This window comes from [Clostridium] ultunense DSM 10521 (genome assembly GCF_000511955.1).
Lineage (GTDB): Bacteria > Bacillota > Clostridia > Tissierellales > Tepidimicrobiaceae > Schnuerera > Schnuerera ultunensis.
In genome coordinates, this window is record NZ_AZSU01000009.1 from 57,386 (window position 1) to 69,327 (window position 11,942).

Below are 11,942 nucleotides of genomic sequence, written 5' to 3' on the forward strand. Positions count from 1 at the left end.
ATGGGGAGATGCATCAATTTGCACTAACATGCCTTTTTGAGGTTTTCTTTTTCTTCTATGATGTGTCTTACGTTTACGATGCTTTTTAGGGCTTTTAATACCTGCCTCAGTTAGAATTCTATACACCGTAGGATAGCTTACCTGAATATTTTCATGTTCTTCAATTAATTCCTGAAAATGATTAAAATTAGCCTCCTTATATTTTGTCTGTTTAAGTTTAATAATCAAATCTCTAGTTCCATCCGATATAGCATGCTTTGGTTTACGGCCTCTGTTTTTATGGATAATGAACGCAGGTCCTTCTTCTACAACTCCTTTCTTTAACCTTAACACTTGGCGTTCACTTAAGCTTAAAATCTCAGCAGCTTCTCGAATAGTTATTACTTTATCAACTGTTTGATTAATGACTCTAAGTCTAGTTATTTCTTTTTGAGTCATATTAAATATCTCCTCTCTCATATATGACATTTTATCAGAATGAATTTAATATGACATTATCATAGAATAATAATACGACTTTGGATCCTTCCCCATAATTTAATATGATCTCCTACCAATAGTTTTTCACAAAATCGAGCATTCCTTCCCCAGGCTATGCAAGGTATATAATCGGATTTATTATAGGCTCTATTTACCGCAATCAGTAAATCTGAAATCTCCCTTCCAAAGGGAGTTGTTCTATAAATAGGTGGTTTGCAAATATAGCCATCTAAAAAAATTTCATTTGGAGATCTTAATAATTCATCCACTTCTTCGTCCTTTAGAATCTTAATATCCCTAGCAAATACTGTCAACACCAATCTGCTAGTATTATCCACATATCGATTATAGGAACGTAGTTGCCCATTGATTTGTACATAAGAACCTATGGATAAATCCATATCGACTATTAACCGTTCAGATATGGTTATTGGTAATATGTCTACAGAATTACTCAATCTTGGAACCTCTAAATCGAAATTATAAAAGCCTTCCCCGTACATTTCATGGCTAAATTCCATTGGAGAATTTACCTTCCCAATAACCCCAACCGCATTTGTGTCCATTGTTCTCTCAACCACAAATATCATCTCCCCCTTATTCTTATGTATTTCATAATCTATAACTATGTTTATTCGTTGATTCCCATTAATATGATAAAGCTACCAATTTTTTTATAATGGATTTAAAGCTTTTTCTTATGCTATAGATTATTATTCATTTGTAAGATTAATTTGATAATATTTTATCAAATTTGAGTTGGCTTTTCCAGTATATTTTTTTAAATCAGCTAATAATTAAATTAGCTGATTTATGAATTCTCTACTATCTTTTAGGGATTCACTTCCTAAAATCATCAAAAGATCGTTTTTAGATAATGCTTTAGTTGCAGCATAAATGCATCTATCTAATCTAGAAAATATTTCATAATCCACCTTTTGATTTAACAGCATTAAATGGATATTATTCTTTAATAAAGCTTCCTTTTCATCTAAATATAGGAATAGCTTTTTTATATTCAAAATAGGTTGCCAATTTAATATTGTCTTTAAATTATCTTTTATTGTATAAATTCCCTGGTCTATTTCTATTCCATTTACAACGTATATACCCTTATATTTTAAATTTTGAGCCTCTTCAAAAACTAAGTTATAATCTGCAGGTATATTACAATTACTATCTATTATCATATGTTCTTTATCATATATCTTTTCCAAATGTCTATAGATCCCCTTAATATTGGATAAAATTTTTTTCATTTCTTCCACATTTTCCCCATAAACCAATCCACAAGATATGGCCGCTAGACCATAATATATATTTGATCTTCCTACTAGATTTAATATTACTGGTATTTCCATAGGCTCTGCTTTTGATCCATTTATATTAAAAATTGCTCTTTGTTGGCATAGGTTAAATTCGATATGGTTAGATACTATGCAGCTGGAGGTAGTTATAGTCGCTTTATTATTCAATCCATAGGTTATTATCAATCCTTGTACTTCTTTATCTAATAACTTTATAGAATTTTTTTCATCTATATTCATTACAATATATTGAGCCTTACGAACTACCTCCTTTAGGAAAGGATTATTATATTCATCCTGCTTTAAACTTGTGTGAACAATAATGTGGAAGTATAAATTTAAATTTGCTATACTTTCTAGATTTTTTGTTGTAAGTTCTGATATCAATAGAAGTTTATCATCTTTTGCCAATATAGTGATTATATTGTTGGGATAATTGATCATTTGATAACCTGAATTAATAAATATTTCTCTTATTATATGAAAAGTTACATTGTTTTTTCCAGAACCTAGTACCCCTATTGAAATCAATTTTTCATTAGACATGTATATACTCCTCATTATTAATTTACTTTTGTTTATTTGTTGGACCTTTGCCTACCTGTATTATCCATATAAAAGTCCTCTTTATATATTAGATCCGAAATAGGCACTATCTCATAACCTTCTTCTTGTAGCCTTTCGATAACTATGGGCAGGTATTCCAGAATATACTTTGCATTATTGTGAAATAAAACTATGGAACCCTTTCCTACATTCCGTGTAACCCTATCCACTACTGGCTGAACTCCTAATTCTTTCCAATCCAAAGAGTCTACATCCCACTGTATTACATAATAATTATTTTCCCTGCATAGGCTTATAACTCTATCATTATAATCCCCAAAAGGAGGTCTAAATAGAATAGGCTTTTCGTTTATTAATTTTTCTATTTTATCTCCTGTTGTATTTAATTCCTTTACTATTTCCTCATCAGATAATTTAGTCATATATGGGTGATTAGTAGAATGATTTCCTACCTCGTGTCCTCTATTATATATTTCTTTTACATGTTCTGGATATTTATCAACCCAAAATCCAACTAGGAAAAAAGTGGATTTAACATTATATTTATCAAGTATATCCAATATACCTAAAGTAAACTCATCGCCCCAAGCGGCATCAAAGCTTAATGCTATTTTTTTTTCATCTGTACCTACACTATAAATGGGCAATTCCTTTTTATAAGAAAAAACCTCTAAAAAATTGCTATTGGTTTTGATGGTAGTGTAAGAGATGGAAATCATAAGGATAAATATGAGTATTAATATTCTATAGGCTATATTATCTTCTCTATATGCTTTTTTCAACATATCACCTCCTAAAGTCCCTATAATACAATTTATTCTGTAAAGATATTTATATTACTTACATTGAAAAGCTAATTATTATCAAAATTTAAAATAAAATAATTATATTATTAATATTATTGTCTCTAGAAATATATGAATAATTCTTAGTAATTCTTTACATGTGATTAAAGTCAGTTAAAACTTTTCTATTATTTACAAGGATATTTAAAAGAAAAATGGTTATATTATTAATACAACGACTCAAATATGTTGTTGTAAGGAGGAGGAAAAATGGCTAATAATAATAAAATATTAGTCCCCGAAGCAAGGCAAGCTCTAGAGCAATTGAAATTAGAAATAGCTAATGAATTAGGATTAAGTAATTATAACAGTATAGATAAAGGCGAATTGCCATCTAGAGTAAATGGATATGTTGGCGGTTATATGGTAAAGAGACTTGTAGAAACTGCCCAAAATCAAATGGCAAATAAATAAATTTTATCGGAGGTAAGTGGAATTCCACTTACCTCTTTATTTATGATATAATTTATTATAATATAATTAATCGAAGAGGTGTCCAATATGTTTATCGAAAATACTGAAGAGTTAGCTCAAAATAAATTACTCTTATTATATATAATTGATAGATCTGAAAAACCCTTGACCAATGAGCAAATTACCGAATTTATGCTAGAAAATAATTATATGAATTATTTTTTGATACAACAATATTTGTCAGAATTAATTAACTCTAGCTTTATAGAATACTCTATTACAGAAAATAAAAAAACATATAAAATGTTGGATAAAGGGAAGGCAACTTTATCCTATTTTGAAGACAGAATACCTAAAAAAATTAAAGAAGAAATTGCAAACAAATTTAGCGAAATTAAAGAGGATGAAAAAAAAGCGACTCAGGTCCTAAGTGAATTTTTTCAAAAAGATGATGCCCAATTTATGGTCAATTTAAAACTTGTAGAGAATGACGAAACCCTTTTCAGCCTTTATATAAACGTGGCTACTGCCAAACAAGCTGAAAAGATTTGCCATACTTGGGAAAACAATACTGAACATATCTATAAGAATGTATTAAATATGCTGGTTGGTGAAGAAATAGCTTCAATTGAGGGCTAGGATCCCATTGGGTTCCTTGCCAACTAGAATATTTACTATTACTCTATTGACCTCTATATCGAATAGGGTTAAGGTATTGGTTAAAATATTGGTAATGAATAGAATGTTTTCCCTATTCCATTCCAATTTATTAGGCATTCCTTTTAGATAAGTTTTGCTTAATAAATTTTTCCTTTCTATATCCATTCTACATAGGTATCCATTGTCCATATTTGTAATAAATATTATTTCGCTGCCGTTAATTTTTAGCATATTACTATAAATCCCTTCAACTTGAATACTGCTCTTTTCCTCGTAGGTTTCTAAATCTATTATAGATATATGGCTATTATCGGTTACACCATTATTAACATTGGATAGAATATAGATTTGATTTTCAAAAATGTTTATCTTAATAGGATTATTGCTAAGTTTAATATTACGATGCTCATTTCCCTTTAAGCTTATAAGATCTATACTATAGCCATTGCTATTTACTACATAAATATTCATATTCTCTTCATCTATTTCTATATAAGTTGGTTTCTCACCTACTGGAATATTTTCTACCAAGGAAAAATCTTCTTCGTCTATTATAGATATGGAATTTGAATCTGTATTAGTTATAAAAAGATGATCATTAAAATATTTTATACAGGTTGGATAACTTCCTACCGCTAAAATATCCACTATATTATTATTTTTCAAATCCATTTTAAAAATCGAATTATCGTAGACGTTAGTAATATATATATATCCTCGTCCATTAGTTACTAAATCGTAAGGTCCAATAAAACATCCTTCTAATCTAATGTTTTTCCTATTATTAATTAGGATATTCCTTTTTAGATCGATAGTCTCTGTTTTTTTATTATCAAAATCTATAAAGGTTAATGTATCATCTCCAGTATTTGCCACTAATATTTTTCCCTTTAATATCAATTTCTCACCTCCATCCACTATATATAAGTTAATCTATGCTTCTTAGTGGATTAAGGTGATTAAATATATTTTGCTACTTGCTGAAAATTCTTCTAGCTAATAAAGGTTTTTTAATGGACAGGTTTCTTCTTTTAACCTCAATTATCAATTGATTTACTATAGAGACTCTTTTTTCATATTCATCTAAATCATAAAAATTTGACAAAGCTTTCAGCTTTTCCATTTCTTCTAAAGTAAAGTCGATTAATTGTTCATTTGTCAAATTAGTGTAGGAAAATAATTTTACTTTATTCATAAAAAAAACCTCCTATAGAATCTATAAATATGTATATTCTATAGGAAGGTTACATATACTAATTATTTTTTAATAGGATTTTTCTTACATCGCCAATTAGATATAAGGATCCACCAAACACTATTAAATCTTCATCTTTTGCTAATTCAAAGCTTTTATCTATGGCCTTTTTTATATCTTTTTCAATATAGATATTTTTATTGTATTTATTTATTATTTTCTCTAGAGCTTCCGCTTCCATTTTTCTAGGCATATTTACCTCTGTAATTACAATTTTATCCGCTAAGGGCACTATTGTTTCCACTATATGACCCACATCTTTATCTTTAAGTATGGCTATTCCAAGGATTAGTCTATTATATTTAAACCTTTTAATACTTTCTGCTAAGGTTTTGGCCCCTTGTAAATTATGAGCACCATCGATTAAGAAGGTAGGATTTGTTTTAAGTATCTCCAGCCTTCCAGGCCATTTAGTGTTTTTAAGTCCCTTTCTAATTTGCTCCCCTGTTACCTGGATAAGCCCTTTATCCCTTAAAATCAGAATGGTCATCAATGCTAATGTAGCATTATATACCTGATGCTCTCCTATTAAACTAATCTCCATATCTTTATAGATTTTATCTCCATATTGAAAGTTAAAAACTCCCCCCTTTTGACCTAAATGGATGATCTCCACCTTTTCCATAGGACAGAGGATTAATTTAGCTTTCTTTTCCATGGCTACTTCTTCTATCACCTTAAAAGCTTCCTCTTCTTGAGGATAGGATATTACTAAACCATTTTCTTTTATTATGCCAGCTTTTTCATAAGCTATTTTCCCTAAAGTATCTCCCAATACATCGGTGTGGTCATAATCTAAAGTAGTTATAACGGAGACATACGAATCTTCAATAACGTTCGTTGAGTCAGCTCTTCCCCCTAAACCTACTTCTAATACGGTAAAATCAACATTCTCTTCTTTAAAGTAGACGAAGGCAACAGTAGTAACTATTTCAAAGGTAGTAGGATGTTCATAGCCTTCTTGTAGCATTATTTCTACCTTTTCCTTAACCTTTTCTGTTATCTTTGCCAATCTTTCATTAGGAATATCTTGTCCATTGATGGATATTCTCTCGTTAAACCTTTCCAAATATGGGGAAGTAAATAGCCCCACTCTATAGCCTGCTTCTTTCAATATTGATGCTATATGGGCAGAAGTAGAACCTTTTCCATTAGTCCCTGCCACATGAATGTATTTCATGTTCAAATGAGGATTGCCCAGTAGATCTAATAGTTTCCCTATTACATCTAATCCTAATCTTGACCCAAATTTATTTTTATCATTAATATAATTTAAAGCCTCTACGTAGTTCATTACCTTCCCTCGCCTTTTCTATTTTCATAGAGTGGATACTATCCACCCTATGCCTTAATTATCGGATTTTAAGCTTTCTAGTCTTTCTAATACTTTATTCATCATATCCTGATATTTTTTTTCTTTGGCCTTTTCTTTTTCTACAACCTGTTCTGGTGCTTTTTGGATAAACCCTTCATTAGAAAGTTTTCCTCTAACTCTTTTAAGTTCTCCTGCCAATTTCTCCTTTTCTTTTTCCAACCTTTCTATTTCCTTTTCAAAATCGATTAGATTCTTAAGTGGAATAAATACTTCACATCTATCTAATACTACGGATATATTGTCTTCCCCCAGATTGGATTTATCTTCTTGTATTTGGATATCTTCTCCACTGGCTAAATTAATGAAGTATCTTTTACCGTAGTTTATAATGTCTTTTATCTCCTCATCCCTAGTTATAAATATTAAAGTAGCTTTTTTAGAAGGGGCTATATTCATCTCTTGCCTTGCATTTCTTATACCTTTAATGGCCTCCATTATGAAAGCCATACTTTTTTCAGCTTCTACATTTTCCATTTCTTCATTGGAGATTGGCCATTGGCTTATGATTAAAGCACCTTCCCTTGAAGGTAAATGTCTCCATATTTCCTCTGTAATAAAGGGCATAAAGGGATGTAGTAATTTTAAAATATTCTCCAAAACATGGAGTAATACCTTTTCTGCCGTTCTTTTACTTTCTACATTATCTCCATATAATCTAGGTTTCACCATTTCAATATACCAATCACAATATTCATCCCATGTGAAGTCATGAATCTTCTGGGCTGCTATCCCTATCTCATATCTATTAAGATTAGCTGTAATCTCTTCAATAACTTTATTAACTCTAGATAATATCCATTTGTCTTCTTCTTCCAAAAATTCTTTATCTACTTTTTCCATTGCTACTTTCTCATCTGTATTCATTAACACAAATCTAGTAGCATTCCACAATTTATTTGCAAAATTCCTATTGGCTTCAACTCTTTCCATATGGAATCGCATATCATTTCCTGGCGTATTTCCAGTAACCAGAGTAAACCTTAAAGCATCAGCCCCATATTCTTCTATTACATCTAATGGGTCTATACCATTGCCCAAGGATTTGCTCATCTTCCTACCTTCTGCATCCCTTACTAATCCAGTTAAAAAAACATCCTTGAAGGGGACTTCTCCAGTCTGTTCTAAGCTAGAGAATACCATTCTAACTACCCAGAAGAATATGATATCGTATCCTGTTACTAAAACATCTGTTGGGAAGAAATATTGAAGATCTTCAGTTTCCTCTGGCCAGCCTAATGTTGAGAAAGGCCATAGGGCTGATGAAAACCAAGTGTCTAATGTATCTGGATCTTGATATATATTAGTGCTATTACATTTATTACATTTAATTGGCTTTTTCTTAGATACCATTATTTCTTCACAATCTTCACAATAATAGACAGGTAATCTATGTCCCCACCATAGCTGCCTCGAAATACACCAATCCTTAATTTCTTCGAGCCAATGGGCATAAACCTTTCCAAATCTATCTGGAATGAAATTTAGTTTTCCCTCATTATAAGCATCTAGAGCTGGCTTTGCCAAAGGTTCCATTTTTACAAACCATTGTTTAGATATTAAAGGTTCAACTACAGTTTTACATCTTTCGCAATGACCTATACTATTATCGTGTTCTTTTATTTTTGCTAGATAACCTTCATTTTTCAGATCCTCTACTATTCTTTTTCTTGCTTCGTATCGATCTAATCCACTGTACTTGCCACCGTTTTTGTTAATGGTTCCATCCTCACTCATTATTATGCATTGGCCTAAATTATGTCTTTCTCCTACTTCAAAATCGTTAGGGTCATGGGATGGGGTAATCTTTACTGCACCTGAACCAAAGTCCATCTCCACATATTCATCTGAAATTATAGGAATTTCTCTATTTATCAAGGGTAATATGGCGGTTTTTCCTACTAGACCTTTGTATCTATCATCTTCTGGATGGACTGCTATAGCTAAATCCCCTAACATGGTTTCAGGTCTTGTAGTGGCTATGACAATATACTCTTCCTCATCCTTAATAGGATATTTTATATGCCAAATATGACCTACTGTTTCCTCATGGTCTACTTCTGCATCGGAGATAGCTGTTTTACAATTTGGACACCAGTTGATAATCCTATCTCCTCTATAAATTAAACCTTTTTCATATAGTCTAATAAATACTTCCTCTACTGCATTGCTTAGACTATTGTCTAAAGTAAATCTTTCCCTACTCCAATCGCAAGAAACCCCTATCTTTTCAAGCTGATTATTTATATTTCCACCATATTTTCTAGTCCAGTCCCAGGCTTCTTGAATGAAGTTTTCTCTGCCTAATTTCTCTTTAGTTTTACCTTCAGATCTAATCTTCTCCACAACTTTTGCTTCTGTGGAAATACTAGCATGATCCGTTCCTGGCAACCATAAAGCTTCATACCCTTCCATCCTCTTCCAGCGAATTAGAATATCTTGTATGGTATTATTTAACGCATGCCCCATATGAAGATTTCCGGTAACATTTGGTGGTGGCATCATAATAGTATAGGGCTTTTTGCCTTTATCTACATTAGCTTTAAAATATTCTTTTTCTTTCCAAAATTCATATAACCTATCTTCAAAGCCCTTAGGATTGTAAGTTTTTGGTAAATTTTCTATCATTTTAGTTCCTCCTCTTTTATTCAATTCATAACCACAATGGTCGTTATCCTAGTTCACAATAAAAAACCTTCGGCCTTAAAATCTAAGGACGAAGGATAATTCGCGGTACCACCTTAATTCCATAAGCAAAGCCTATGGCTCTTAAAATATATAACGGTTAATCCGTTCTAGCCTACTTTAGTTTTCAGCTAAAATACTTGGAAGCTACCTTCGGTAATAATTGCCTATAAAAGTCTTTCAGCCTAGGGACTTTTCTCTCTGTATAGGATAATTACCTACTCCTCTTCTTCATCGTAATATATAGAATTGTTAGAGAATATTATACAGATAATGTTGACCTTTGTCAATATTATCTAAATATAGTTTTTACTATCCTTGGATAGATAAATTACAAGATAGTTTATAAAAGCTAATATATTTAATATTACTGTAGTTAAAATCAATAATTTGGTTACATTCGGGCTGGGAAATTTAAATACTATGGAAAGAATTGCAGTATAGAAAGAAACCGTTGCAATCTTCCCATATTTATTCGAAGGAAGGACTTTTTTTTCTTTAAGTAAATATAATATAAATCCGCCTATTATCATCAATGCTTCCTTAACTCCAATAACTAACAAAACCCATGCAGGTATCAATTGGGCTGTAGTAAAGCTTATCAGCACGGCAAAGGTCATCAATTTATCTGCAAGGGGATCTAATACTGCTCCTATTTTGGTCGTTAAATTATATTTTCGCGCTATATATCCATCTAGTACATCAGATATTCCAGCCATTATAAAAACTATACCAGCGTAGAGTAAATGATTTTCTTTTGCTGAATAAAAAAAACATAGATATATTGGTACTAGTATGATTCTTAATATAGTTAGCATATTAGGAATATTCATAACAAAACCTCTCTTTAACAATCTATTTAGTTAGTAACCAAAAATGGTAAATAGAATATTATAACTATAAAAGACCACTATTATTCTTATAATATTATAGGAGGGATACGTTTGTCAAAGGTTTTTAAATTAATTTCCTTAATTCTAATACTTACATTACTGATGACTTTAAATTTAACCGGTTGCAAAAAAGAAGAACTAAGAAAAGTTAGATTAATTGAAGTAACCCATTCCTTATTCTATACCCCTCAATACGTAGCAATAACTCAAGGATTCTTTGAGGAAGAAGGATTGAAAATTGAACTTACAGATGGAAAAGGGGCAGATAAATGTATGACAGCATTATTAAGTGGTGAGGCGGATATTGCTTTTATGGGACCAGAAGCTTCGGTATATGTTTACACCCAAGGTAGAGGAGATTATGCCATTAATTTTGCCCAATTAACCCAAAGGGATGGTTCTTTTCTTGTGGCAAGGGAGCCTGATCCAGAATTTACTTTTGATAAACTTAAGGACAAAGAAGTACTTGGTGGAAGGAAAGGCGGAATGCCTTTTATGACTTTGGAATACGTAGTAAAAAAGCACGGCCTTACTCCAGGAGAAGATGTAAATCTGAGGACGGATATCCAGTTTGATGTGTTGGCAGGTGCTTTTGTTGGAGGAGAGGGAGATTATGTTTCATTGTTTGAACCAGTAGCCGCTACCCTAGAAAAAGAAGGTAAAGGCTATGTAGTGGCTTCAATAGGTAAGGAAGGAGGTTATATACCTTATACATGTTATTCTACAACAAAGAGCATTATAGAAAAAGACTCGGAGTTAGTACAGAAATTTACCAATGCCATATATAAAGGAATGTTATGGGTTCAAAATCATTCTTCCGAAGAAATTGCAAAGGCGGTAAAACCACAATTTCCAGATACAGATGATGAAGTTTTGATAGCATTAATCGACAGATATAGAGAGCAGGATAGTTGGAAGCCAGATTTAATAATAACAGAGGAAGGATTAAACCATATGATGGATATTATGGAATTAGCAGGAGAATTAGAAAAAAGAGCAGATTACGAAAAAATAGTAACTACCAAGTTTGCAGAAAAGGCTATGGAAAACATTAAAAAATAGATTATTATAAATTAGTCTAAAACATTTCTTCACTTATTAATTGGAAGAAGTGAAGAATCTAAGTTTTGGGATTCTTCACTTCTTTCAGAAAAGTTATAAGACCAAGTATCTTAGCTGCTTCAGATGTTTATTTCGAAAATGGACAAAAATGTTTACAAAATAGTTACAATTTACCCTTTATTTATTGTCGAATTTATTGTATACTAAATATTATTAGAAATAATAATACTGAAGAAAAAGGAGTTGTTTTTTATGGCTAGCGTCGATCCTTTGAAAAAGACAGTTATATCTTTTACTATAGCCGGAGTTCTATTTGCCAATCCTGTATTTGTACAAGCTGATCTAGGCGATCAAGTATTGAAATATGAAATGAACCATAAGGATGTGCAAGTTCTTCAAGAA

Annotated in this window: 12 protein-coding genes and 1 other annotated feature; of the genes, 3 read left to right on the plus strand and 9 right to left on the minus strand. The window is 31.3% G+C overall.

Annotated elements, in window-relative coordinates:
• The 4 genes from CUL_RS19230 to CUL_RS0115710 all read right to left on the minus strand — a co-directional run.
• A partial coding sequence (locus tag CUL_RS19230; protein ID WP_025642661.1) for a helix-turn-helix domain-containing protein occupies positions 1-438 on the minus strand: 438 nt, incomplete at its 3' end.
• Positions 439-497: 59 nt separating this feature from the next.
• Positions 498-1,061, minus strand: a complete 564-nt coding sequence (locus CUL_RS17750; protein WP_201767925.1) for a single-stranded DNA-binding protein — start codon at positions 1,059-1,061, stop codon at positions 498-500.
• 216 nt (positions 1,062-1,277) lie between these two features.
• A complete protein-coding gene (locus CUL_RS0115705; protein WP_005588964.1) occupies positions 1,278-2,333 on the minus strand; it encodes a Mur ligase domain-containing protein in 1,056 nt (351 codons plus the stop codon).
• Between the two features lie 32 nt (positions 2,334-2,365).
• Entirely contained in the window at positions 2,366-3,139 is a 774-nt protein-coding gene (locus CUL_RS0115710) for a polysaccharide deacetylase family protein (protein ID WP_051403580.1), read from the minus strand.
• A gap of 270 nt (positions 3,140-3,409) precedes the next feature.
• Between CUL_RS0115710 and CUL_RS0115715 the strand changes: the two genes are divergently transcribed.
• Positions 3,410-3,613, plus strand: a complete 204-nt coding sequence (locus CUL_RS0115715; protein ID WP_005588960.1) for an alpha/beta-type small acid-soluble spore protein — start codon at positions 3,410-3,412, stop codon at positions 3,611-3,613.
• 87 nt (positions 3,614-3,700) lie between these two features.
• Positions 3,701-4,252 (plus strand): DUF4364 family protein, encoded by a 552-nt coding sequence (locus CUL_RS0115720; protein WP_025642664.1) that lies wholly within the window; start codon positions 3,701-3,703, stop codon positions 4,250-4,252.
• Here CUL_RS0115720 and CUL_RS0115725 read toward each other — a convergent pair.
• The 5 genes from CUL_RS0115725 to pgsA all read right to left on the minus strand — a co-directional run bounded on the left by CUL_RS0115725 (position 4,238) and on the right by pgsA (position 10,418).
• Positions 4,238-5,173: a YncE family protein gene (locus tag CUL_RS0115725; protein WP_025642665.1), complete on the minus strand. Its 936-nt coding sequence runs from the start codon at positions 5,171-5,173 to the stop codon at positions 4,238-4,240. The genes CUL_RS0115720 and CUL_RS0115725 overlap by 15 nt on opposite strands.
• A gap of 73 nt (positions 5,174-5,246) precedes the next feature.
• Positions 5,247-5,468, minus strand: a complete 222-nt coding sequence (locus tag CUL_RS0115730; RefSeq protein WP_005588956.1) for a hypothetical protein — start codon at positions 5,466-5,468, stop codon at positions 5,247-5,249.
• Between the two features lie 58 nt (positions 5,469-5,526).
• Positions 5,527-6,822, minus strand: a complete 1,296-nt coding sequence (locus CUL_RS0115735; protein WP_005588955.1) for a bifunctional folylpolyglutamate synthase/dihydrofolate synthase — start codon at positions 6,820-6,822, stop codon at positions 5,527-5,529.
• A gap of 54 nt (positions 6,823-6,876) precedes the next feature.
• Positions 6,877-9,528 (minus strand): valine--tRNA ligase, encoded by a 2,652-nt coding sequence (locus tag CUL_RS0115740; RefSeq protein ID WP_097677647.1) that lies wholly within the window; start codon positions 9,526-9,528, stop codon positions 6,877-6,879.
• 81 nt (positions 9,529-9,609) lie between these two features.
• Positions 9,610-9,829 (minus strand) — a binding site (T-box leader).
• A 52-nt stretch (positions 9,830-9,881) separates the two neighbouring features.
• On the minus strand, positions 9,882-10,418 hold the full coding sequence (gene pgsA, locus CUL_RS0115745; RefSeq protein WP_025642668.1) for a CDP-diacylglycerol--glycerol-3-phosphate 3-phosphatidyltransferase: 537 nt from the start codon (positions 10,416-10,418) through the stop codon (positions 9,882-9,884).
• A gap of 111 nt (positions 10,419-10,529) precedes the next feature.
• On the opposite strand from pgsA, the gene CUL_RS0115750 reads away from it, so the two are divergent.
• Positions 10,530-11,540 (plus strand): ABC transporter substrate-binding protein, encoded by a 1,011-nt coding sequence (locus CUL_RS0115750; protein WP_025642670.1) that lies wholly within the window; start codon positions 10,530-10,532, stop codon positions 11,538-11,540.
• Positions 11,541-11,942: the final 402 nt, after the last annotated feature.